Source organism: Bizionia paragorgiae, assembly GCF_900107625.1.
GTDB lineage: Bacteria > Bacteroidota > Bacteroidia > Flavobacteriales > Flavobacteriaceae > Bizionia > Bizionia paragorgiae.
On sequence record NZ_FNQK01000014.1, the window covers coordinates 42,330 to 65,947 of the forward strand.

28 protein-coding genes are annotated in these 23,618 nt (G+C 37.7%); 11 read left to right on the forward strand and 17 right to left on the reverse strand.

All coding sequences use genetic code 11. From position 1 onward, the window contains the following. Positions 1-17: 17 nt before the first annotated feature. Positions 18-401, reverse strand: a complete 384-nt coding sequence (locus BLV64_RS10700; protein ID WP_092135143.1) for a DUF423 domain-containing protein — start codon at positions 399-401, stop codon at positions 18-20. 87 nt (positions 402-488) lie between these two features. Between BLV64_RS10700 and BLV64_RS10705 the strand changes: the two genes are divergently transcribed. Further along, positions 489-1,853 (forward strand): saccharopine dehydrogenase family protein, encoded by a 1,365-nt coding sequence (locus BLV64_RS10705; RefSeq protein ID WP_092135146.1) that lies wholly within the window; start codon positions 489-491, stop codon positions 1,851-1,853. 23 nt (positions 1,854-1,876) lie between these two features. Then, positions 1,877-2,347, forward strand: coding sequence for an Lrp/AsnC ligand binding domain-containing protein (locus BLV64_RS10710; protein ID WP_092135149.1), 471 nt, complete (start codon positions 1,877-1,879; stop codon positions 2,345-2,347). A 76-nt stretch (positions 2,348-2,423) separates the two neighbouring features. Here the strand turns inward: BLV64_RS10710 and BLV64_RS10715 are convergent, their stop codons facing one another. From BLV64_RS10715 to BLV64_RS10725, 4 genes are all read right to left on the reverse strand, one after another. Further along, positions 2,424-2,978: a Bax inhibitor-1/YccA family protein gene (locus BLV64_RS10715; protein WP_245705904.1), complete on the reverse strand. Its 555-nt coding sequence runs from the start codon at positions 2,976-2,978 to the stop codon at positions 2,424-2,426. Beyond that, on the reverse strand, positions 2,936-3,118 hold the full coding sequence (locus BLV64_RS14740) for a hypothetical protein (RefSeq protein ID WP_245705905.1): 183 nt from the start codon (positions 3,116-3,118) through the stop codon (positions 2,936-2,938). The genes BLV64_RS10715 and BLV64_RS14740 overlap by 43 nt, the downstream gene beginning before the upstream one ends. A gap of 104 nt (positions 3,119-3,222) precedes the next feature. Next, positions 3,223-3,927: a zinc metallopeptidase gene (locus tag BLV64_RS10720; RefSeq protein ID WP_245705906.1), complete on the reverse strand. Its 705-nt coding sequence runs from the start codon at positions 3,925-3,927 to the stop codon at positions 3,223-3,225. Positions 3,928-4,147: 220 nt separating this feature from the next. After that, positions 4,148-7,192 carry a leucine--tRNA ligase gene (locus tag BLV64_RS10725; protein ID WP_092135152.1) on the reverse strand — a complete coding sequence of 1,015 codons (3,045 nt, stop codon included), beginning with the start codon at positions 7,190-7,192 and terminating at the stop codon, positions 4,148-4,150. Between the two features lie 215 nt (positions 7,193-7,407). Between BLV64_RS10725 and BLV64_RS10730 the strand changes: the two genes are divergently transcribed. The 5 genes from BLV64_RS10730 (at position 7,408) to BLV64_RS10750 (ending at position 10,982) form a co-directional block, all read left to right on the forward strand. Then, a complete protein-coding gene (locus BLV64_RS10730; protein ID WP_092135155.1) occupies positions 7,408-8,283 on the forward strand; it encodes a cell division protein FtsX in 876 nt (291 codons plus the stop codon). A 122-nt stretch (positions 8,284-8,405) separates the two neighbouring features. Beyond that, positions 8,406-8,663 carry a DUF3098 domain-containing protein gene (locus BLV64_RS10735; RefSeq protein WP_092135157.1) on the forward strand — a complete coding sequence of 86 codons (258 nt, stop codon included), beginning with the start codon at positions 8,406-8,408 and terminating at the stop codon, positions 8,661-8,663. A gap of 36 nt (positions 8,664-8,699) precedes the next feature. Continuing rightward, positions 8,700-9,494 (forward strand): undecaprenyl-diphosphate phosphatase, encoded by a 795-nt coding sequence (locus BLV64_RS10740; protein ID WP_092135160.1) that lies wholly within the window; start codon positions 8,700-8,702, stop codon positions 9,492-9,494. Between the two features lies 1 nt (position 9,495). Continuing rightward, positions 9,496-10,188 (forward strand): tRNA pseudouridine(55) synthase TruB, encoded by a 693-nt coding sequence (gene truB / locus BLV64_RS10745; protein ID WP_092135163.1) that lies wholly within the window; start codon positions 9,496-9,498, stop codon positions 10,186-10,188. A gap of 77 nt (positions 10,189-10,265) precedes the next feature. Then, a complete protein-coding gene (locus BLV64_RS10750; protein WP_092135165.1) occupies positions 10,266-10,982 on the forward strand; it encodes a TonB family protein in 717 nt (238 codons plus the stop codon). Positions 10,983-10,984: 2 nt separating this feature from the next. Here the strand turns inward: BLV64_RS10750 and BLV64_RS10755 are convergent, their stop codons facing one another. Further along, a complete protein-coding gene (locus tag BLV64_RS10755; protein WP_092135167.1) occupies positions 10,985-11,602 on the reverse strand; it encodes a thioredoxin family protein in 618 nt (205 codons plus the stop codon). A 193-nt stretch (positions 11,603-11,795) separates the two neighbouring features. On the opposite strand from BLV64_RS10755, the gene BLV64_RS10760 reads away from it, so the two are divergent. After that, positions 11,796-12,359 carry a DNA-3-methyladenine glycosylase I gene (locus BLV64_RS10760; RefSeq protein ID WP_092135170.1) on the forward strand — a complete coding sequence of 188 codons (564 nt, stop codon included), beginning with the start codon at positions 11,796-11,798 and terminating at the stop codon, positions 12,357-12,359. A 4-nt stretch (positions 12,360-12,363) separates the two neighbouring features. On the opposite strand, the gene aat is transcribed toward BLV64_RS10760, so the two are convergent. The 3 genes from aat to BLV64_RS10775 form a co-directional block, all read right to left on the reverse strand. Then, entirely contained in the window at positions 12,364-12,987 is a 624-nt protein-coding gene (gene aat / locus BLV64_RS10765) for a leucyl/phenylalanyl-tRNA--protein transferase (RefSeq protein ID WP_092135173.1), read from the reverse strand. 77 nt (positions 12,988-13,064) lie between these two features. After that, complete coding sequence (locus BLV64_RS10770; RefSeq protein WP_092135175.1) at positions 13,065-13,439, reverse strand: DUF3127 domain-containing protein; 375 nt, start codon at positions 13,437-13,439, stop codon at positions 13,065-13,067. 48 nt (positions 13,440-13,487) lie between these two features. Next, the gene (locus tag BLV64_RS10775) at positions 13,488-14,342 is read right to left on the reverse strand and encodes a flavin reductase family protein (protein WP_092135177.1); all 855 of its coding nucleotides are present in this window, start codon (positions 14,340-14,342) and stop codon (positions 13,488-13,490) included. 130 nt (positions 14,343-14,472) lie between these two features. On the opposite strand from BLV64_RS10775, the gene BLV64_RS10780 reads away from it, so the two are divergent. Next, positions 14,473-15,639: a sensor histidine kinase gene (locus tag BLV64_RS10780; RefSeq protein WP_092135180.1), complete on the forward strand. Its 1,167-nt coding sequence runs from the start codon at positions 14,473-14,475 to the stop codon at positions 15,637-15,639. A 10-nt stretch (positions 15,640-15,649) separates the two neighbouring features. Further along, entirely contained in the window at positions 15,650-16,000 is a 351-nt protein-coding gene (locus BLV64_RS10785) for a hypothetical protein (RefSeq protein WP_092135182.1), read from the forward strand. Positions 16,001-16,028: 28 nt separating this feature from the next. Here BLV64_RS10785 and BLV64_RS10790 read toward each other — a convergent pair whose 3' ends face one another. Together BLV64_RS10790 and greA are read right to left on the reverse strand one after the other, a co-directional pair. Then, positions 16,029-16,418, reverse strand: coding sequence for an HIT family protein (locus BLV64_RS10790; RefSeq protein WP_092135185.1), 390 nt, complete (start codon positions 16,416-16,418; stop codon positions 16,029-16,031). A gap of 103 nt (positions 16,419-16,521) precedes the next feature. Continuing rightward, on the reverse strand, positions 16,522-16,995 hold the full coding sequence (greA, locus tag BLV64_RS10795) for a transcription elongation factor GreA (protein ID WP_092135187.1): 474 nt from the start codon (positions 16,993-16,995) through the stop codon (positions 16,522-16,524). A 180-nt stretch (positions 16,996-17,175) separates the two neighbouring features. On the opposite strand from greA, the gene BLV64_RS10800 reads away from it, so the two are divergent. Then, on the forward strand, positions 17,176-17,628 hold the full coding sequence (locus tag BLV64_RS10800; protein WP_092135190.1) for a hypothetical protein: 453 nt from the start codon (positions 17,176-17,178) through the stop codon (positions 17,626-17,628). A gap of 53 nt (positions 17,629-17,681) precedes the next feature. On the opposite strand, the gene BLV64_RS10805 is transcribed toward BLV64_RS10800, so the two are convergent. The 6 genes from BLV64_RS10805 to BLV64_RS10830 all read right to left on the reverse strand — a co-directional run bounded on the left by BLV64_RS10805 (position 17,682) and on the right by BLV64_RS10830 (position 23,509). Then, a complete protein-coding gene (locus BLV64_RS10805; RefSeq protein WP_092135193.1) occupies positions 17,682-19,931 on the reverse strand; it encodes a TonB-dependent receptor in 2,250 nt (749 codons plus the stop codon). Between the two features lie 215 nt (positions 19,932-20,146). Next, the gene (arfB, locus tag BLV64_RS10810) at positions 20,147-20,554 is read right to left on the reverse strand and encodes an alternative ribosome rescue aminoacyl-tRNA hydrolase ArfB (protein ID WP_092135195.1); all 408 of its coding nucleotides are present in this window, start codon (positions 20,552-20,554) and stop codon (positions 20,147-20,149) included. After that, positions 20,554-22,107, reverse strand: coding sequence for a DUF4301 family protein (locus tag BLV64_RS10815; RefSeq protein ID WP_092135197.1), 1,554 nt, complete (start codon positions 22,105-22,107; stop codon positions 20,554-20,556). The genes arfB and BLV64_RS10815 overlap by 1 nt, the downstream gene beginning before the upstream one ends. Then, entirely contained in the window at positions 22,094-22,672 is a 579-nt protein-coding gene (locus BLV64_RS10820) for an AAA family ATPase (RefSeq protein WP_092135200.1), read from the reverse strand. The genes BLV64_RS10815 and BLV64_RS10820 overlap by 14 nt, the downstream gene beginning before the upstream one ends. Next, the gene (pnuC, locus tag BLV64_RS10825) at positions 22,633-23,265 is read right to left on the reverse strand and encodes a nicotinamide riboside transporter PnuC (protein WP_092135202.1); all 633 of its coding nucleotides are present in this window, start codon (positions 23,263-23,265) and stop codon (positions 22,633-22,635) included. The genes BLV64_RS10820 and pnuC overlap by 40 nt, the downstream gene beginning before the upstream one ends. Beyond that, positions 23,249-23,509, reverse strand: coding sequence for a YkoF family thiamine-binding protein (locus tag BLV64_RS10830; RefSeq protein WP_092135205.1), 261 nt, complete (start codon positions 23,507-23,509; stop codon positions 23,249-23,251). Before BLV64_RS10830 ends, pnuC begins: the two co-directional genes overlap by 17 nt. Positions 23,510-23,618: the final 109 nt, after the last annotated feature.

Genomic DNA, 23,618 nt, shown 5'->3' on the forward strand with positions numbered 1-23,618 from the left:
AAAATAAATAATTAATTCTATTTAATTCTTACAAAGCTTATTAGCATCACTACCCAAGCCGATATTAACAATAATCCTCCTACAGGAGTCACTAGTGCAATAGATTTAAAGTTAAATGATGTTAGCGTATCGGTAGCCAATCCGTAAATGGATCCAGAAAACAATACCACTCCTAATAACACCAAATAAAGGATGCCTTTTTTCACCGTTTCCGGAAGGGATGCAGACAGCCCTACGAAAAGTAAAAGAAAGGCGTGATACATTTGATAACGCACACCAGTCTCAAAAGATTGCATGGCTTCAAAAGAAATTAAAGGTTTTAATCCGTGGGCAGCAAATGCCCCTACAATTACGGCAATAACACCCAGTACTGAAGCGCTAATAAATAGTTTTCTGTTCATAGAAATATATTGTTTGAGTTTTTATAACACTAACATTTTGTTACATTCGTCTTTTAAAACAATACAAAACTACTCAAAAATTCCACTATGCGAAATATATTAGTTATTGGTTCTGGAAAATCTACTTCCTATTTAATAAAATACCTTTTAGATCACTCTGAAAAAGAAAACTTACACATCACTATTGGTGATCTAGACATAAATAACGCTCGAAAATTAATTGGAGATCATAAAAATGGAACGGCTATTACCTTAGACGTTTTTAATAAAGCCTCTCGTGAAGAAGCCATTCAGAAAGCCGATATTGTCATTTCTATGCTTCCTGCGCGTTTTCATATTGAAGTGGCAAAAGACTGTATTACCTTTGGTAAAAATATGGTTACTGCGTCTTATGTTAGCGACGAAATGCAAGCCTTAAACACTCAAGCGGTAAATAAAGGTTTGGTATTTATGAACGAGATTGGGGTTGACCCTGGTTTAGACCATATGAGTGCGATGCAAATTATTGATCGCATTAGAGATAACGGTGGTAAAATGCTACTTTTCGAATCGTTTACTGGCGGATTAGTCGCTCCGGAGAGTGATACCAACCTATGGAACTATAAGTTTACTTGGAACCCGAGAAACGTGGTTGTTGCCGGACAAGGTGGAGCCGCAAAATTCTTACAAGAAAACACTTTTAAATACATCCCTTACAACCGTTTATTTAGACGTACAGAATTCTTAGACGTTGAAGGTTTCGGACGCTTTGAAGGCTATGCCAATCGCGATTCGTTAAAATACCAAGAGATTTACGGCTTGCAAGATGTAAAAACATTGTTTAGAGGAACCATAAGACGCGTTGGTTTTAGCCGTGCTTGGAACTGCTTTGTGACTCTAGGTTTAACCGATGATAGCTACACTATCGATGATAGCGAAAACATGAGCTACCGCGATTTTATCAACTCCTTTTTAGCTTACAGCCCAACGGACTCTGTAGAGCTTAAATTCAGACATGCTTTACGCATTGATCAAGATGATATGATATGGGATAAGTTCTTAGAATTGGATTTATTTTCAGCTACAAAAATGGTGGGCCTTAAAAAAGCAACGCCAGCACAAATCCTTCAAAAAATACTGGTAGAACATTGGACATTAGATGAAAAGGATAAGGATATGATTGTGATGTATCATAAGTTTGGCTATGAAAAAGACGGTAAAAAATACCAAATAGACTCTACTATGGTTACGCTTGGTGAAGACCAAACCTATACTGCCATGTCAAAAACAGTTGGTTTACCGGTCGCTATTGCCACCCTAGCCATATTAAACGGAAAAATAAAAACTCCAGGGGTTCAAATTCCGATTACCAAAGAGGTGTACACACCGATTTTAAAAGAATTAGAAAATTACGATATTCGTTTTAAAGAAACTGAAGTCCCTTATTTAGGATATAATCCGTTAACTTTATAACGACAACCACAAAAATCAAGTCTTTGAAAACAAACTCAGGAAACATAACCATTGATGGTATAGACAAAACCATCCTCCGTGCTTTAATGGAAGATGCGCGGACACCCATTTTAGAAATCGCTCGTCAGGTAGGGATTTCTGGAGCGGCTATTCACCAGCGGTTACGAAAACTTGAAAAATCAGGACTGATTGCAGGTTCGAAATTTGTTATCAATCCCAAAATATTAGGGTATACAACCATGGCTTTTATTGGTATTTATTTGGATAAAGCCATGAGTAATCCTGAAGCCGTAAAGCAATTAAAGAAAATTCCGGAAGTCATAGAATGCCACTACACCACTGGGAATTGGAGTATTTTAATTAAGATTCTCTGTAAGGACAATGAGCATTTAATGCATTTACTAAATAAAGATATCCAAACCATTAATGGGGTATCGCGGACGGAAACGTTTATTTCTTTAGACCAGCAAATACAGCGTCAGATTAACATATAAAAAAAAGGGCTTAATTTAAAATTAAGCCCTTTTTTTTGATTTATTATGAAAACGCCTAGTCCCTAGACATAAATATTTACAGTACATACCAGAACAGCAACATTAAGGAAGCGAACAATCCTAAAGACGCAGGAATATACTCATCGGTAGCGTATTTGTTCATCAGATTCGATGTTTGGTATAAAATAGACCCTCCGGCTAGTAAACACATCCCTACAGAAAACCATAGTCCTAAATTAAAGCCGAATAAAGTTCCAGCTACTATTAAACCAATCGCTATAAAAAAGCCAATGGTTAGTCCTGTTTTTAAGAACGAAAAATCTTTTTTAGTCACAAACACCACAGCTGTTAATCCGCTAAACAAGGCGAGTGTCACAATTGCTGCTTGTTGCAGTATTTCTGGACCTGAATCCAAATGAAAGGCCGCAATATAAATTAGTGGAATAAAAATAAACGCTTCGGCTAAAATGTACAATCCAAAAGCTAGATATTGTTTTGATTTATCTGCCGATCTCAAGGCTACACCTTCTGCGTAGTTCGTTATAAACATAAACCCGCCTAACATAATCAGCCATTTAAACCCTTCGGTCATAGACAAAGCGAAATCGACAATCGCATCACTTTGAAGCAAGAGGTATTCAAACAACACAAATACTGCGACACCACCTCCACGTGGGCATAGGTTTTTCTGTAAAAAGCAACGCGCTCCTCTTGAGCTAAAGCGCCAACGACTATTTTAGAAGGCATCTGCGTATCAAATTGGTTTTCCATATTTCTTTTAAGTTTCTAATTCGGGTTTGAAGGTAATAAAAAAGAGAGTATCCTATTTGTAATTTTACAAATAATCTACTCTCTATAAAATCATTTAAACGGTATTAATCGCGACTTCCAAAGACACGTAAGGCCCAATATAATAATGAGGCTAACGCACCAATAGCAGCTACCAAATAGGTTCTTGCCGCCCATTTAAGAGCATCTTCAGAACCTTTATATTCTTCTGGAGTCACAATATTCTTAGCTTTTAGCCAAGCCAAAGCTCTGTTACTCGCATCGTATTCTACCGGTAGGGTTACAAAGGCAAAAAGGGTTGCAAAGCCCATCATAGCCAATCCTGCAACCGACACATAGAACCCTAGTCCTAAACCATCGGCAGCACCAAGCATTAAACCACCAATAATCACCCATTGTGAGATGTTTGATGTAACGCTAACAATAGGCACTAATTTAGAGCGCATGGTTAGCCATTGGTAAGCGGTAGCATGTTGCACTGCGTGACCACATTCGTGAGCTGCCACTGCGGCTGCCGCTGCATTACGTTGGTTATAAACCGCCTCACTTAAATTAACGGTTTTATTTACTGGGTTGTAATGATCGGTAAGACGTCCTGGTGTAGAAATCACCTCAACATCTCTAATTCCGTTATCGGCTAACATTTTCATTGCGATTTCGGCACCACTCATTCCATTACGTAATTGTATTTTTGAGTATTTTTCGAATTTTCGTTTTAGCTGGCTACTTACCAACCAACTGATTAAGGCTATGACTCCAATAAGCACATAGTATCCCATAAATCCTTGCATAGTATTGTGTTTTTAATTACGTGTTAAATATAGCAAAAAGTACGCCAATATAAACGAAAGAAATTATGTCAGTTTACTGGGGCTTTTATCATTTAATAACTGACAGCCGCATACACCTAAAATAGAAAAGCCATAAAAACAGAAAACCATCCGAAGGGGATGGTTTTCTTATAAATCTATAGTTTGCGACCTTCGGTCGTCATTTTATACTTCAAGGGGATTACCCAACGATATTCACAATTTTCCCTGGAACGACAATCACCTTTTTAGGCGTACGTCCGTCCAATTGTGCAATAGTCTTTTCGTGAGCCATCACCGCTTTTTCGATATCCTCTTTACTCATATCCATAGGTAATTCTAAAGTAAAACGCATTTTACCATTAAAAGAAATCGGATAGTTTTTACTGCTTTCCACCAAGTGTTTGGCTTCAAACTTAGGGAAAGCAACTGTGGCTATCGAACCGTCGTTACCCATCATACTGTATAACTCTTCAGTAATATGTGGTGCATAAGGTGATAATAATACCAATAGCGGCTCTAAAACGGCCTTGCTATTACATTTTTGTTGTGATAACTCGTTAACCGCAATCATAAAGGTCGATACTGACGTATTAAAAGAGAAGTTTTCAATATCCTCTTCAACTTTCTTAATCGTTTTATGTAAGGTTTTTAAATTCTCTTTTGTCGGCTCACTATCGGTTACCAACAATCCGTTTTCACCGACATATAGCTTCCATAATTTTTTAAGGAAGTTATGCACCCCAGTAATTCCTGCGGTATTCCAAGGCTTAGATTGCTCTAAAGGCCCTAAGAACATTTCGTATAAACGCAAGCTATCAGCACCGTACTGCTCACTAATTTGATCGGGGTTTACCACATTGTATTTAGACTTAGACATCTTTTCAACCTCGCGGCCTACTTTATAAACGCCGTCTTCTAGGATAAAGTTTGCCTTTTGATAATCAGAATATATAGGATGGTTTTTAAAGGCTTCCACATCTAATTCATCGGAAGCATTTACCAAGTTGACATCAACATGAAGTTTTTGAAAACCGTATTTTAAAGTATCTATCACATCGTGATATTCCGGGAATTTACCCTTAAGAAAATCAGGGATAGCATTTTTAAAACCAGCTATTTCCTTAGACAACTCGTCATTAGTAAGTGTATCTATTTTCTCATCGACAGGGAAAGCTTTGGTAAAGGCTTCAGAAACAAAAAAGTTGTTTTTATTGTCATCAATAATTTTCAGCACTCTTTCACTATTATCTGCACCATGAGTCATGCTTAATTTATAAACAAAAGCACTAGTCCCCAAAATCATTCCTTGATTAATCAGCTTTTTAAACGGCTCATCTACAGCTACAAATCCGCGATCTTTTAAAAACTTCACCCAGAAACGCGAGTATAGTAAGTGCCCTGTAGCATGCTCACTACCTCCAATATATAAATCGACATTCTCCCAGTAGTTAAGTGCCTCTTCACTAGCAAAAACCGAATCGCGCATCGTATCTTCCATATAACGGAAGAAATACCACGAGCTTCCCGCCCACCCTGGCATTGTATTTAATTCCAAAGGAAAAACGGTCGTTTGGTTTATCTTATCGTTAGACACAACGGTATGGCTTTCGGTACACCATGCCCAAACATCGGCACGACCTAATGGCGGCTCCCCAGTTTCGGTAGGCAAATATTTTTCAACCTCCGGCAAACGGATTGGCAAATGTTCTTTAGCGATCATTTGCGGCATGCCGTTTTTATAATACACAGGAAAAGGCTCTCCCCAATAACGCTGTCTGCTAAACACAGCATCACGCAATCTGTAATTGGTTCTCCCTTCTCCTTGTCCTAATTTCTCTAATTCGAAAATCGCACGTTTCGTGGCTTTCTTATAATTCATTCCGTTAAGGAAATCGCTATTTGCAATCACGGTCTGCTCCTTTTCAGCATGAGCACCCTCGGAAATATCCACCCCTTCAAAAATATTAGGAATGGCGATATTAAAGTGTTTCGCAAAATCATAATCTCTTTGGTCACCACAAGGCACGGCCATTACCGCTCCTGTTCCGTAACCTGCCAGCACATAATCTCCAATCCAAATCGGAATCGGTTCTTTACTAAACGGATGCTCGGCATACGCCCCAGTAAACACCCCTGAAATGGTTTTTACATCGGCCATACGCTCGCGCTCACTACGTTTTGCCGTCGCTTCAATATAGGCGTCTACAGCTTCTTTTTGCTCTGGCGTGGTAATGGTTTGTACCAAGTCGTGCTCTGGCGCTAGGGTCATAAAACTCACACCAAAAATAGTATCTGGTCGCGTGGTAAACACCGCTATGGTTTCGTCGTGGTTATTCACCTTAAAGGTCACTGAGGCACCAACAGATTTCCCTATCCAGTTTCTCTGACTTTCCTTAAGTGACTCCGTCCAATCGATAGTGTCCAAACCTTGTAATAAACGCTCTGCATAGGCAGAAATACGCATACTCCATTGTGTCATTTTTTTACGTGTCACCGGGTGACCACCACGTTCTGACACTCCATTTACGATCTCGTCATTTGCTAAAACCGTCCCTAAGGCAGCACACCAGTTCACTTCGGTTTCTGCTAAATAGGTTAAACGGTATTGTAAAAGCAGCTCTTGCTGTTTTTCGGTAGAAAATGCATTCCACTCTTCAGCAGTAAACGGTATAATATTATCATCACACTCGACATTAACACCGCCATTTCCTTCTTTAGAAAATATAGCGATAAGCTCATCGATGTGTTTTGCTTTGTTGTCATTTTTACAGTAGTAAGATTCAAAAAGTTGAATAAAAATCCACTGTGTCCATTTGTAATACTCCGGATTTGAAGTACGCACCTCGCGGCTCCAATCGAAAGAAAATCCAATTTTATCCAATTGCTTTCTGTAGCCTTCAATTTTATTTCCGGCTTTATCCACACCACCCTCAATATTAACACGCGTGGTATCGGCAGGGTGCTGCCCCGTTTGAATCGCGTATTGCTCTGCTGGCAATCCGAAACTATCATACCCCTGAGGATGTAATACATTAAACCCTTTATGACGTTTGTAACGCGCATAAATATCACTCGCTATATAACCTAGCGGATGTCCGACATGTAAACCAGCGCCACTAGGGTAAGGAAACATATCCAGTACATAGTACTTTGGTTTATCGCTTTGATTTGAGGCTTTAAATGTTTGGTTTTCTTCCCAATATTTTTGCCATTTGGCTTCTATGTCGTTAAAATGATATTGCATGATGCTTGTTTATACTTAATGAAGGCGCAAATTTAAGAATTACCTACTAAATAGCCTATTAAAAGCGTCTGCAAGTGGCAAATCTAAAATGTAAGCCGCTAAAGTATATGCTATTAAAAGTGAAAGCCACATAAACATTATTAAAAGTTTAACGCTGATCGCTACAATAGTCTAAATTCTTTATTATTTTTACGCTATAAATTACATCTTTTTTTATGAGCTCATCTTTTGACAAATATCAAAAACGCCGATTAATATCGTCCTATTTTTCTGTGGCACTAAGTATTGCTTTGGTCCTGTTTTTATTGGGGCTTTTAGGGCTTTTGGTGATTAACGCAAAAAAAGTTGCCGACCATTTTAAGGAGCAGGTTACTATGACCATTTACTTAAAAGACACCGCAAAAGATGTTGAAATTAAACAGCTAGAAAAGAGTTTGGCGATGGCCGATTACGTAAAATCTACAGACTTTGTTTCTAAAGAGCAGGCTGCAGAGTCTATGAAAGCAGAAAGCGGAGAAGATTTTATGGATTTTTTAGGGATTAACCCCTTAAAAAATTCTATCGATGTGCATTTAAAAGCTGATTTCGTAACCTCCGAAAAACTAGATGTGATTTCTAAAGAAGCCTTATCTAAAAACTTTGTCGATGATGTGAATTACGATAATGACTTGGTGAATTTAATGAATGACAACGTTAAAAAAATAAGTTTTTGGATTCTATTAATCAGCGGTTTATTCACCCTTATTGCTGTTTTATTAATTAACAGCTCGATCCGATTAGCGGTTTACTCAAAACGTTTTACTATAAAAACCATGCAAATGGTGGGTGCTACCAAGCGTTTTATTCGTCGCCCGTTTATCTGGCGCAGTGTAAAACTAGGAATTGTTGGGGCTATTATTGCCTTGATTGGTATGGCTGTGGTTTTATATTATGTAGACAAAATGTTCCCGGAATTAACCTTATTAAACAACCCTGTGTTGCTTGCTGGGCTTTTCGGATTTGTATTTGCATTAGGTATTTTAATCACATGGATTTCAACATTTTTCGCAACGCAACGTTTCTTAAACCTCAATACAGACCGATTGTATTAAAAGGCAAGGCGTTAAAAAAGTAATTGCCTTTGCAATCCGCAAAGTATTATCTAATTTAGCACCCGCAATAACAACACCTAATACAGGGTATTTACCTTGTATTATAAAGCATTTTGAATATCATGGCAAAACAACCTCTTAAAGACAAAACAGAAGACACGACATTTATTTTTGGAAAGCGTAACTACAAGTTTATGTTTATTGGTTTAATCGTTATTGCCCTAGGGTTCATTTTAATGTCTGGTGGAGGTAGTGACGACCCCAATGTATTTAGCGAGGATATCTTTAATTTTAGACGTATCAGCTTAGCGCCGACCTTAGTACTGATAGGCTTCGGAATCCAGATTTATGCGATACTTTTAAATCCCAATAAAAAGTAACCCCCACACCTTACACCATTTTAATACTTACAACTAATGAATATTATAGACTCTATAATTTTAGGAATTATACAAGGGTTAACGGAGTTTTTACCTGTTTCTTCAAGCGGTCATTTAGAACTAGGAAAAGCAATTCTTGGCGATCAATCGGTTCCAGAAGAGAGTTTATTGTTTACTGTAGTCCTACACTTTGCTACAGCTTTAAGTACCATTGTTATTTTTAGAAAAGATATTTTAAGCCTTATAAAAGGGGTTTTAAAATTCGAGTGGAACGACGATTTACAGTTTGTTTCTAAAATTGCCTTGTCTATGCTTCCCGCTGTTTTTGTCGGCTTATTTTTTGAAAAAGAATTAGAAGCTCTTTTTGGCAATAACATCTTATTAGTGGGTTGCATGCTTATAGTAACCGCAGTGCTTTTATTTTTAGCTGACAAAGCCAAAGACACCGATAAAAAGGTAACCTTTAAAAATGCCTTTGTGATAGGTATTTCTCAAGCTATCGCTATGCTACCAGGGATATCGCGTTCTGGTGCTACCATTTCAACTTCAGTGTTATTAGGTAACGATAAAACAAAAGCCGCTAGATTCTCCTTTTTAATGGTGATTCCGTTAATCTTTGGAAAAATCGCAAAAGATATTCTTAGTGGTGACCTTACTTATGAGGCACAAAACTTCACCTCGCTTTCTTTAGGTTTTATAGCCGCTTTTATTTCAGGATTATTTGCTTGTACCTGGATGATTTCTCTAGTTAAGAAAAGCAAGCTTTCCTATTTTGCTTACTACTGTGTGATTGTCGGTATACTAGCTATTATTTTTTCACTTACCAAATAATATGACGAAAGAAGATTATTTAAGCGGACAAGTTTTACTTATCGATAAGCCTTTAGAATGGACCTCCTTTCAGGTGGTGAACAAACTGCGTTGGGAAATCCGTCAGGCTTTCAACATCAAAAAGATAAAAGTCGGTCATGCAGGAACTTTAGATCCTCTAGCGAGTGGTTTACTGGTGATTTGCACTGGAAAGATGACCAAGCAAATTGATTCCTTTCAGGGTCAGATAAAAGAGTATGCTGGAACCATTACTTTGGGAGGCACGACGCCCTCTTATGATTTAGAAACTGAAGTTAATGAATCTTTCCCCACCGATCATATAACCCCGGAACTCATCCGTGAAACGACCAAGCAATTTATTGGTGAAATCGACCAGTTTCCTCCTGTGTTTTCAGCCTTAAAAAAAGACGGAAAACGCTTGTATGAATATGCTAGAGCCGGTGAAGCCGTTGAAGTAAAATCGCGAAGAATTACTATTGAAGCTTTCGATATTACAGCTATTAATGGTACTGCAGTCGATTTTAGAGTGGTCTGTAGTAAAGGAACCTATATTCGTTCGCTAGCTCATGATTTTGGAAAAGCACTTCAGTCTGGTGGTCATCTTAGTGCACTGAGACGGACAAAAATTGGTGATTTTGATGTCAGTAATGGCCTGTCAATCGACGATTTTATCGCGAATCTCCCTAAAGAATAACAGTCCTTTCACATCTATTTATTCGGCTTTCACGTATATTAGGTAAAACCTAACTCCGATAGAGCCCGTATTACACTTTGAAATTTAAAAACTCTCATAAGGCATTCGCCATTACCTTTCTTATTACCGCAAGCCTTTTGCTTACGGTAGTGAATTTTAATATCATAAAATACCACAAAGTAATTCCAGAAACTTTGATGGATATCTCTATGGTCGAACCCCTAGAAGAGCCTATTCCGGAAATAGAACGCTTGAAAAAAGAAACTAACAAAGCGTTTAACGCTGCCGAAAGACAGCAATTGGCAAAGCAAACTTATCAGCCTATTGCTCCACCTAAAGATTATGTGCGTCAACCTGTAGAGCAGCCAACAAAGGAAACAAACAAAACAGTAACGGAAACAGAGCAGCAAGGAACCTCTGCGATTAAACAGGATGAATTAACCGCTTTTGAAAGCGTGAATGCGGTTTTAAAAAAGAAAAGTAGTAAAAGCCGCGCTGAAAGCGGACAAAAAACAACGAATACCAATACCACAGTACGTTATTCGTTGGTAAATAGAACCGCCGAATACTTACCGATACCCATTTACTTATGTGAAGCCAACGGTACGATAATCGTAAATATTACGGTCGCAAAAAACGGACGAGTTAAGGAAACTTCCATTAACTCGTCGTCTAATTCAAATAACAAATGTCTTGAAAATAGCGCTTTAGAATACGCTAAAAAGGCACGTTTTAATACCGGTAGCAAAGCCGAACAAATCGGCACCATTACCTTTTCTTTCGAAGGAAAATAATCCTATTGCAATAAGGTAATAAGCTCCGCGATGGTAGACTGCCCTTTGTCCTTATTATACCACGCTTGTAAATCGGTTTTTAGTTCCTCGGTAATTTTACCGTGTTTTTCTTTATAATCAGACACTAATTTAGTGGCTGCTCTAGGTCGCGGACCAAAGGTATTTAACACCTCTAAGGTTTCCGAATCTACCATGATTAGCTTAGGAATAGCTTTTCCTCCATGAGTTAAAAACGCATTCATTAAATCCTCATTTTCATCCCTTAAAACCACTTTAAAATCGATAGCGTCATTTAGTTCGGCTACTTTATTCATAACCGGTAATAAATGTGCAGCGTCACCACACCAGCTTTCGCTAAGCACAATCCACGTTTGTTTAGAACTGCTATTTTTAATAGCTTCGGTATCTGCCTCGCTAACTTTTAAGGTTTTATCCCAACGCTTCATACGTTTGTCATTAAGCATGGTATAATTCGCCATATCTTCATTTTGTAATGCCCCAGTAGACGCGTTATCTATAACCAGTTGCTTTACAAGCTCTCGGTAATTAGCATAAGGCATAGCGCGCTCAAAGCTCTCTTTTATTATAGTTGTAATATCAGTCTTTTTTAAAGTCTCCATAGTGAAAAGTATTATAGTTCAAAAATAGCACTTTACTAGCATCTAAAAGGTAACAAATGTTACCTTCAACCGTATTTTACTATTTCTTTTGGGCTAGCGCTAAAAAAAAGAGGTCGTTTTAACCGATAGTCGTAAATTTATAGCTCAAGTAAGATTATTAACGGTGCTAATCATCGGAATTAAAACTTAGATTATGGATAAACAACGCTGTGGGTGGTGTGTTGGTGACGCACTTTACGAAGCTTACCACGATATGGAATGGGGGAAACCGGTGTATGACGACGCCACCATTTTCGAATTCTTAATATTAGAAACCTTTCAAGCCGGCTTAAGTTGGATCACCATTCTTCGCAAACGCGAGAATTTTAGAGCGGCTTTTGACCAGTTTGATTATAAAAAGATCGCAAACTACGATCAGGAGAAAATAGATCACCTGTTGCAAGATGCCGGTATTGTAAGAAACAAATTAAAGGTAAAGGCTACTGTTAGTAATGCTCAAGCCTTTATAAAAATCCAGGATGAATTTGGGAGTTTTAGTGATTACATCTGGGGATTTGTAAACCACAAGCCCATTAAAAACAAGATTAGTAATTATAAAGAGGCCCCAGCGAATACTGCAATTAGCGATGCGCTGAGTAAAGATTTAAAAAAACGCGGATTTAAATTTGTTGGATCAACAGTCGTCTATGCACACATGCAAGCCACTGGCATGGTTAACGACCACGAAGTAACCTGTTTTAGGTATCATCAAGTGTAAGAACTTAAAGGTAGCTTAAAAAAAGATCGCGAGGAATATCTTTAGCCCCTAAACTCGCAAGGTGATTGGTGTACACCTGGCAGTCGATAAGTTTGTAATTGGTGTTTTGAATAAAGCTAATAAACGCTGCTTTACTGGCATTACTTTGCTTGGAAAACATACTTTCTCCGCAAAACACACCACGACCTAAATCCACACCATAAAGGCCTCCCACTAACAGGTCGCCATTGTAAACCTCTACCGATTTAGCATAGCCTAATTCGTGAAGCCTTACGTAAGCTTCAATCATATCACTAGTAATCCAAGTACCCGCTTGTCCGTCGCGCTTAGCCAGTGCACACTCGGTAATCACCGCACGGAAATCTCGATTTACGGTAACCTCCAAAGCACAGTTTCTCATAAACTGCTTCATGCTTTTAGACACTTTTAATTCTGAGGGATACAAGACAAAGCGCGGATCTGGCGACCACCACAGTACGGGTTGATCGTCTTCAAACCAAGGAAATATCCCTTTGCTATAAGCATCCAACAGCCGCTGGGTAGTGAGCTCACCACCAAAAGCTAAAAGCCCCTCATCGTCGGCAAGAGCGACATCGGGAAAAGCATCATTAGGTTCTAAAAAGTACATAGGTATTTTTTGTAAACATAAAAAAACCTCAGCAATTAGTAATCACTGAGGTTTTAATATTATGCTCTAAATAACATTTAGAAAGGTAAATCGTCGTGATCTTCCTCGTTTAAGTTCTTTGCTGGTTCGAAAGCCTGTGCTGGTGGCACTTCTGGCATTCCTGCTGGAGCAGCACCTTGAGAAGCTTCAATTCTCCACCCTTGAATAGAGTTAAAGTATTTTGTCTCTCCTTGTGGGTTTACCCACTCTCTACCACGTAAATTAATATTTACTTTTACATCTTGTCCCACTTGATAATTGTTTAATAAATCACATTTATCTTGAACAAACTCCACTAATATGTGTTGTGGATACTGCTCTTCAGTGGTTACCACTAAATCTCTCTTTCTAAACCCATTGCTACCAAAAGTTTGAGTTTCTCCTATTAATTTTACTTTTCCTTGTACTTCCATTACTCTATATATAAATTTAAATATTCGTCTTATTTATTTCCTACCGTCTTACGCTAATAATACGCAAAAGGCAGCGGTCACATCGCCTTCACTTAAAAACTCTTGTGCCTTTTTGTGTTTCTCTTCTTCCGACCATTCTGAAACATTGTGCTCTTTTGAAAAGGCTTCAATGCTCGCCATATCTGGCAAGGCTTCCACATTACCCAACATCCCAAGATCGTTACCTGTTAAGATACGACTTTTTTTAATGACTTCTGGCAAGGCATCAACACCGATACCTCGTGTGGATAGCGGCTTCGGAATTTCGAAAAATCCTGATTTTGCTCTGCTGTAATAGCTTCCACCCGCTCTTGCTACAAGATCTAGTTTATTTTGGTCTATGCTACCAACTTCATTTAAAATCGCCTCATCAATATGCATTTTTACCACCTCACAAATAATAAGGTTCCCTGCTCCGCCTTCGGTCCCTAATTTAATAATCTCTTTCACCTTACATTCCATTTGCACCGGTGATTCGGCCACACGAAAAGGTTTTACAAGATCACTTTTTAACATGGTTAAGCCCGCTTTTTCAAACTCATTAACCCCTTGAGCATACTCCGTACTACTTAAAGACGCTTGGTGTACCAAATTATAATTCACCACGTTTATAACCACCTCTTTAGTGACTTCAGCATTCTCTAAAGTGTGCTTTGTCGTATTTCCTCGAACACGGCGTGCAGGAGAAAAAATTAATATTGGCGGATTCGCACTAAACACATTAAAAAAACTAAATGGCGATAAATTTGGATTCCCGTTTTCGTCTATCGTACTTGCAAACGCAATTGGGCGCGGCGCAACCGCACTCAGTAAATATCCGTGTAACTTAGGCGTTTCTAATTCTTTAGGCTCGAAAGAAATCATTTTTTCGTTTAATTTTTGACAAATGTAACCATTATTGAAACCAACTAAAAATGATTTAAGAACTAGCTGCACAATATTATTAACAGATAATCTTTATATACTTTTAAGTATCTTAACACCAAAAAAAAGTATGCTTTATTCAAAACACAGACAGTTAATTCGTTGGGGAATTATATTAATGTCCTTTGTCATCATATCGCTTATTCTCTGGAATACCTATATGTTTTTTCAAGAGTTTAAGGATGAGGAAGCTCAGAAAATGAATACCTGGGCGACTGCTCAGATAGAATTTCAAAAAAGTGCTTTGGATGAAGATATCAATCCGGTTATTGATTTAATTATTACTTCTGAAAACTCCAACCCTATGTTTGTGGTTAACAGTGACGGTAAGCTGAGTGTCCATAATTTAGAAGATGACGCTATAACATCAGAAAAAGATCTTGCAGATTTTATTAGCACTTTTGAAAAACAAAACACCCCAATAAATTTAGAATACACAGACCCTACTACCAAAGAAAAAATAGACCTAGGGCAATTATACTATGGGGACTCAGAGATTTTAAACAAATTAAAGTACTACCCTTTAGCCCTACTCCTAATTATTGTGCTTTTTGGCACCGTGGTGTATTTATTTTATAGTAGCAATAAGAGTGCTGCACAAAACAAATTATGGACCGGAATGGCCAAAGAAACAGCGCACCAAATAGGAACCCCATTATCTTCACTTATAGGCTGGGCAGAGCTATTAAAAATAGAACAGGTTAACCCCGAATACATCAAAGAAATTGAAAAGGACATTAGCCGCTTGCAAACCATTACAGAACGTTTTAGCAAAATAGGATCTGTACCGACTTTAGAACCTTGTGATATTGTCGCTGAAACGCAATCCACTTACGACTATCTAAAAACGCGTTCTTCTAATTTAATAAACTTCTCACTTCATGCCCCTAGCACGCCAGTATATGTGCAACTAAATGCGCAGTTATACAGTTGGACCTTAGAGAACTTAGTAAAAAATGCTATAGACGCTATGCGTGGAAAGGGCGATTTAACTGTTATTGTGGAAGCTAAAGAAAAAACAGTAAAAATAAAAGTTATAGATATTGGAAAAGGTTTAGCTAAAAGGGAATTTAATACTATTTTTGAACCCGGATACACGAGCAAAAAAAGAGGATGGGGATTAGGCCTTTCTTTAGCAAAACGTATTATTGAAGATTTCCACAAAGGAAAAATTAAGGTGAAACACTCTGAAATTGGTAAAGGAACCACCATGCAAATTACATTAAAGTCGTTATAAAAGGATTATTATGCCAGAACAATTATTTACTGTAAAAGAAGTCTCTCTTATCAACAATTGCCCAGAATGCTTTAGCAAGGAAGGGTTACAATTAACGTTTAAGCAGAAGTTTATAGACACGCGATTTTATAAGTCTATCACCAAAGATATTTATACGGAGATGCATTGCACTATCTGTGAAACCCCTATCTACCCACAACGGTGGACCGAAGATATTGAACGTGTTTACGAGTATCACAACAAAGCGTTTACCCCTAAAAACCCCTCCACGAAATTAAAACAGTTTACTTGGATTCTAATTGGTGTTATAGTGGTTGCAATAATCGCATCTATAGGGCTTTCCGTTTACCTAAAAGTATAATAGAGAATACCTTTTTCTTATAAACACCCTATAAATGTGATTGGATAGCTAGTGCTAGCGCTTCAAATTCCTTAGGTGTAAGTTGTACTTTATTACTAAATCGAGCATCGTCCATAGTCGTTAGCGGAATTAAATGCACGTGAACATGTGGCACTTCTAATCCAATTACCGACATCCCAATACGTTTACAGTCCACCGCCTTTTCTAAAGCTATAGCTACCGAACGTGAAAACTGCATCAAACCAGCATAAGCAACCTCATCAAGATCAAAGATCTTATCCACTTCTTTTTTTGGAATACATAAAGTGTGCCCTTTTGCATTAGGGTTAACGTCTAGAAACGCTAAAAAATCTTCAGTTTCTGCAACTTTATAACACGGTAATTCGCCGTTTACAATTTTGGTAAAAATAGATGCCATTTATATTGAATTTTGTTTGAAATTAAAGGTAAAAAAATAATCCTGTACTATTGATATATTTTCAATAAATACAGGATTACTGTTTGTGTTTTTCTTTGAGAACTTATCGTGATATTTCGATAATATCAAATTTTATCACACCGGTTGGCACTTGTATTTCTGCTACATCACCTACTGTTTTCCCTAGTAAACCTTTCCCTATTGGAGAGTTTACCGATATTTTCCCAGAAGCCAAATCTGCCTCACCGTCGGCTACCAAAGTATAATTCATTTCCATCCCATTGGTTTGGTTTTTGATTTTTACCTTAGAAAGCACTAATATTTTTGAAGTATCCATTTGCGACTCGTCTATAACACGAGCTCCCGCTAGTTGTTCTTCTAATTTAGAAATACGCATTTCTAACATGCCTTGAGCTTCTTTCGCTGCATCATACTCTGCATTCTCACTCAAATCCCCTTTATCTCTAGCTTCAGCAATAGCTTTTGAGGCATTTACGCGCTCTACATCTTTAAGATGCTTTAACTCTGCTCTCAACTTTTTTAACCCTTCTGCTGTATAATAAGATACTTTACTCATGATGTTTACGTTTTAATAATAACTTGACTTTATGCTACTAAAAAATACCTCAAAAGCGAATTTTGAGGTATCACAAAAAAATCTCGTAGGTTACGAGATTATAAAAGCAAATATACAAAATATTTAATTCAGTTTACTCATTTATTGTAAATTGCAGAACTTATAAAGGTTTATAATTCAATGAAAAAAATACTATTAATCGTTTCAGTTTTAGCGATTAGCTTAACAGCTTGTAATAAAAATGATGACGATGGCATTACTGGCAACCCTAATATTCCGAATGCCGTTTTTGATACTCAGGGCTTAATCAACACCAATTTACCGCAATTCAATCAAATGCAATTCCCAGGAAATTATGTGGTTTTGAATTCTAATTATGGTGTTAACGGGGTCGTCGTGTATTATTCTGGTAGTAATCAATATAGTGCCTTCGAACTTAGCGACCCTAATCATCAATTAATATCCTGCTCAAAACTAACTGTCGACGGTGTTTTTGCCACCTGTTCTTGTGACGATGGTAACACCTATAATATTGTTACTGGATCTCCGGGACAGGGAGTCAACGGGCAGTATGGCTTAACACGCTATTTTGTTGAGGTTAACGGCAATATCGTTCGCGTGTATAACAACTAAAAAAAGCCCCTTTTTTCAAGGAGGCTTTCTTAAAATTAATAGCGGTTAACAGACTAAAACTTAAGCGTCATACCTAATAAAAAATTGGTTGTCGCTTGAGGGTAATAAAAATTCTCGGTAATCGCATCGTCTCCAGAGTTTTCTGGTCGGTAGTAATAACTATAAGTATACCCGTTAGACACATACTCCGAATTAAAAATATTATTTACCAATAAATTAAAAGACACCTCTTTAATCCAATTCGGATTAATGGTATACGAGGCGTTAAAATTATTGACAAAATACGCATCGATACTTTTAGAATCACTCGACGTGTTATCTAAATACTGCTTTCCTACATATTTAGAAATCACACTTAAATTAAGCTCTTTTAATGGGGTGTAAGTAAATGCCCCTCCAGCAATAATCCCCGGAGAAAACGAAATATCGGTATCTTTATATTCTGTAACTACAGGAGCATACCCTACTGTTTCGTAGGTATTAGGGTCGTATTGTGTATCATAAACCACGTAATTAAACCTGTCTATTTTATTTTTACTAAAAGTGGCATTAGCATCAATTCTAAATTTATCCGAAGCCTTATACCCCACCTGCAGCTCCAATCCTGCACGGTAACTATCGGCAACATTTTCGCGAATAGGATCACCAGCATTATCCAAGTCACCAGTTAACACCAATTGGTCTTTATAAGACATATAATACGCGTTTGCTGTTGCATAAAATAAGGCTGTACGGTGTTTGTACCCAAATTCAAAATCGTTTAAACGCTCAGATTTTGGTAGCACAGGGTTTTTCGTTAAATCATCTCTATTAGGCTCTCTATTTGCCACTGCAAACGACCCGTAAACACTATTATAATTATCAATCTTATAAGACAGTCCTAATTTAGGATTGAAAAAATTATAATCTTTATCCACATCAATCGGCTCTAAGTCCGAGCTTAATCCAAAAGAACTAAAGTTTACCGTTCGGTATTGAAGATCGGCAAAGGCAAACAATCGTGAGGTCACATTATACTCGGCTTTTACATAAGAGCTAAAATCTGTTTTCTCCCCAATACTCGTATAGTACCTGTCACGAATTGGGATTTCGGAAGCAAAAGAATCCCAGATAATTTCTCCAAAATGATCCCCTTTATAACTGTTATAACCACCACCCAAATACAGGTTAAGTTGGTCTTTTTTATAATTTAAAGAATATACAATAGCGGTAAACTCATTGTCTAACCAACGGCGTCTAATAACATCTCCTTCGTCGGAAGCATTGCTATGCATAGGAAAATAATCCCCCAACTCCTCATCGTCTTTAAACTGTTCGAAATAGCCTTTTCCTGTGGTGAAATTCCCTGATAAGTTCGCAGAGAACTGTGAAGAAAACTGATGTGAAGCGTGTACCTGGTAATGTGTTTGCTTATAGCTGTCTACTTGATTCTCATAGGTGTATGAATTATAAGTACGACCAGCATTTAATAAGTTATCGGCTTCTTCATCTGACGAATAATTAGTTTCTATAAACTCTTGAATTCCGGCAAGGTCACCGTTAACCACTGCTTCCGGAGCACCGTTCCACGACTGATAGGTTTCTTGATCACCACCAAAAATCAAAGCTTTAATTTGCGTTTTATCGTTAATAAATCCGGCTTCTGAATAAAAGGATTTTAAATCGGATGACGCACGGTCGATATACCCGTCACTCTGAATATTAGAGAGGCGTGCTTCGGCATAAAAGTTATTTTTTATCCCTGACCCTACACTCAGATTGTGTTTTCGCGTGCCAAAAGAACCCACAGAGTGGCTCGTTGTAGCATAACCTTCGACTGAAGGATTTAAGGTTTTTAAATTCAAGCTAGCACCAAAGGCTCCCGACCCATTAGAGGAGGTTCCTACACCACGCTGCAATTGAATATCTTCTACTGAAGACACAAAATCGGGCATATTCACCCAAAAAGTCCCCTGACTCTCAGCGTCGTTATACGGGATACCGTTAATAGTAACATTAACACGGGTGGCATCGGTTCCACGCACGCGAATTCCTGTATACCCCACACCAGATCCGGCATCACTAGTCGTAACTACCGATGGTAATTGATCTAAAAGAATAGGCAAATCTTGACCTAAATTCAAGGACTCTAATTCCTCTTTTGTAATGTTGGTAAAGGCTACTGGTGTTTTACTTTTTGCCCTGGTAGACGAAAGTAACACCTCGTCTAAGGCTTCAATTTTAACAGAGTCTTGTGGTATTTCCTGAGCTGTTGCACCAAGGGTAAACACAAAAAGTCCTAATACTAAAAATCGATTTTTCATTACGATTAAACTTAATCGAATAAAAAGAGGCCATTATTCATTACTTGTTAATATGAATACCTATAAACACGTCGTTTATTGGTATGGATTTCCCTAAACAGCATTACCTGTTCTAGGTTCATTGGGTATGATCTCAGCCGATATAGGCACCCCTTTTTTGAGAACGCTGCAAATATACTATCGTTTTTTTGATTTCAATAGCGGATTTGGGAATATTAATCTAAATCGGGTTTTTTACGATTGCTTTTAACTGCCGATCGCCGGCTTTTATTCTGAAGCCGTTTATTTATTACTGATTTGGGTGTTTTTGTGGGTATACGTTTTTTTCTAACTACCAATGCATCCTTAATAATCTCCAAGGCGCGTTTAATCACTAATTCCTTATTTTTATGCTGACTTCGCGTGTCTTCACATTGTAACATAAGAACATTATCTTTTGTAAGGCGCTTGGAAAGACGCAATAAAAGCCGCTCTTTTTGTCGGTCGCGAAACACTTGGGAATCGGCGACATTAAAAGACAGCTCTACTTTTGATGCCGTTTTATTTACGTGCTGACCGCCACTTCCAGAACTGCGAATGGCTTTAAACTGGCACTCTTTTATAAAGGCATCCGCATCGAACATTAGACCACCTGATGTTTAGTTTTCAATAAATCATTAACCGTTTTCACCGGGTTAAACGTATCGGTAGGCACCTCGACAAAAATAGTATTCCAATGTGCCATACTACCATTCCAAAGCCCTGGGAGCTCCAAAGCTTTTAACGGTTTCCCCAAATGGGTTTTCGCTGTTATAAACGCGGCATTATGGTCGACAAACTTAGACAAGTCAAAAGTCTCCCCCTTATAATTTTTTATCCCCAAGACGATGTCCACAGGATTAAAATGTGTGGCATTCTTTAAAATACTCAGTTGTTGTTTGTTCTCTGTATCAATTTGAGCCGATTCTACAATTTGTAACGACAAGTGTCCCCCTTCATCTTTAACCCAAAACGGACCACCACCAGGCTCACCTTCATTTTTAACCATCCCACAAACTCGAATTGGTCGATTAAGCTTCGTTTCTAAGTATTCTATTTGATATTTAAGAGAATATTTCTCGAATTCTGGCGAAATAATAACATTCAATTTACGCTGTAAAAACCGAGCCACTTCAATCACACGCTCTTCAGAGATTAGCTCATTTTCTAACTCTTCTAAATAACTAAAGGCTTGCTGCTGTGCTTCTAGCAAAACGCCTGCTAATATTTTTTTGTATTCGGCAACCTCATCGACAAAACTAGAGACCACCACATTATCTATGTTTTTTATAAAAAGCAAATCACCTTCAAATGCATTTAAATTAGATAGTAAGGCACCGTGACCAGAAGGTCTAAAACACAAAGACCCCTTGGCGTCTAAGAACGGTTGGTTATCGGGTGTCACAGCGATTGTATCGGTCGTTTCGTCTTGATAAGAAAACGACACTTTAAAGGTGATTTGGGTCTGCTCTTCTACCGCTTTTTTAATCGCCTCAAATTCCTTTTCAAAAACCGCTTGGTGCGCTTTGGAAATCGTAAAATGCAATTTGGCAACTTGATTTGTTGTGGCATATAATGCCGCCTCATACAAATGCTCTTCAAAGGCCGTGGCTATAGAGTCTTCATACTTATGAAAAGGCAAGACCCCTTTAGGATAAAAACTGTAATTTAATTTGTCCTCATCTAAAAGCGTTCTGACTAACAACACCCCTCTTTCGTCACTCGATAAGGTATCAAAATCCGGATAAATCGCACGTGTGCGTTCTAATAACAGGTTATAAAAGGGGAATTTCTCTAAACCTACAAAAAACAAGCGTAACTCGTTTTGGTTATTTTTATTGGAATAGGCATTTATACTTTCCTTTTTAGGGTCGTAAGACTTTAAAAATTCAAATAGAAATTTAAACATTCGGGTAGCGGCTCCCGAAGCGGGAACAAACTTTACAATATTTAACTGGTCCTTCTGGGAACTAAAATATTCAGAAAACTTCTTTTTCTCAAGATCCGACAAACTTAAAATTCCGTTACCTACGGAAGCTGCAGACTGTAAATTCATAAAAGGCATGCCGGACTTAAAGCGTTCTATTTGCTTGTTAACAGCTTGTAAGGTTAACCCCTTATCTATTATCTCTTGTTTGTGTTTATCAGAAAAACTCATACTCTCGTGCAATTAATTTATCAATATGCTTAATGGCTGTTTGCAAGCGCGTGGTCTCATCGCCCTTAAGCACTACGTAATGTCTATTATGTGTTTTTAACGCCTGTTCAAATGTGTTAAACATAGCAAGGCGCTCCTCGGGCTTGTCACGCAGATCATCATTTTCCCAAGGTGTGTCAATATAGGTTAAAAAATAAATATCGTAGGTATTTTCTAAGGCATATTTTTCTAGAATAGGGTCGCAATACCCTGAGTAATACACTTCAGAATACACTTTAGACTCTAATAAATCCGTATCACAAATAAGCACTTTATTGGCAAGTTGCGCTTGGCGGTTTTCATTTGCTATTTGCCCTTTGGCAATAGGGAGCATGTCCTTAGGCTCACAGATTTTACCTTCGGCATCCCATTTCTTCTGCAAATACTCGCGTGCATATTCTTGTACCCACACCGTATTATAATGTGTCGCCAACTGCTTAGAAAGCGTGGTCTTTCCGGTCGATTCCGGTCCGAAAAGCACCACTTTTATAATGTCTGAGGCGCGTTGTTTATAGTCTTTTTCCATGCTAAATATCCAAATACAGCTAAGACCGTAAAGCCTATATACTGCATACTCGTAAAAGTTAATCCTTTATAAAAATAGAGCGGTACAGAGATTAAATCTCCAATAATCCAAAAAATCCAATTCTCAATTTTCCTTTTGGCCATAAGCCACATACCCACAAAAAACAAAGCGGTGGTAAACGTATCTACATACGCTGTCCAGCTTGTCCACTTATCAAAAAGTTGATAAATTACATACACCACACCTAGTGTAAGAATAAAAAGCAAGACACTAACATACTTCTCTTTTGTTGTCGTGAATGAGATTGGCGTATACTTATCTTTATCTATTTTACGGGTCCATATATACCAACCATAAATACTCATTGCAAAGTAATAAGCATTAATCAACATATCGCCGATTAATCCCCATTTATATAACAAATAAACAAAAATGGAAGTACTTACAATTCCTGTTGGAAAGACCCAAATTTTATTTTCTTTAGAGAACCATACCGATAACACCCCAAAAACAACGGCTATGATTTCCAAAACAATATCTAAAGTATCGTAACCGGAATACTGATCGAATAACAGATTAAAAATGTGGCTCATAATCGCGTCGGTCTGACTTTACAATTTTTATAAATAGCACCCCGTTATCTATCAATTCGAAAGCGTTTTTAATTTCTACAGTAAGCAACGACATAATCGCATTATAATCGCCGTACACTTGGGTGCTTAACGGATTCTCGATAACTTTTAAACCGGAAGCTCTCAGGGATTTTATAAAGCTAATAATAGCGGGTTCGAAACTGTCCTGTAAAGGTGATAATGTTAATTCTACTGATATTTCCATAGCTGTGCAAGCTCAATAATTTGAACTATTTTAATGTTAAACTCGTGTTATGATATAAATTGTATTCTGTTTTTAGTATCTATAAAATAATTAAAAACATTTAGAGATA